Genomic DNA, 246 nt, shown 5'->3' with positions numbered 1-246 from the left:
GGTAATCCTCCCATTTATAACTGCATCTTTTAGTAGAATTTAAGCTGCAATCTTCAGTGGTGGATGACCTCCATTCGCTGTGTGTGGCCGTTCATGATTGTAAAACCAAAGCCATTGTGTTGTCCGCGCTTGAACTTCTTCAAGGCTATCAAATAAATATTTGCTCACCAATCCGAATCTCATCGTGCGGTTAAATCGTTCAATGTAAGCATTTTGTTGTGGGTTACCTGGCTGGATATAGTCTAT

General features: G+C 41.1%; 1 protein-coding gene. It reads right to left on the bottom strand.

The features are described from left to right. Positions 1 to 39: 39 nt before the first annotated feature. Positions 40 to 246 (bottom strand): integrase core domain-containing protein (locus tag ACK8OT_RS19375; RefSeq protein ID WP_410198146.1); only part of this gene is annotated, 207 nt, incomplete at its 5' end.

It is taken from the genome of Motilimonas thetidivivens (assembly GCF_046452435.1).
Classification (GTDB): Bacteria; Pseudomonadota; Gammaproteobacteria; order Enterobacterales; family CBDFNC01; genus Motilimonas.
The sequence above is the reverse complement of the archived record's forward strand: the minus strand, read 5'-3'. Positions and strand labels throughout refer to the sequence as shown.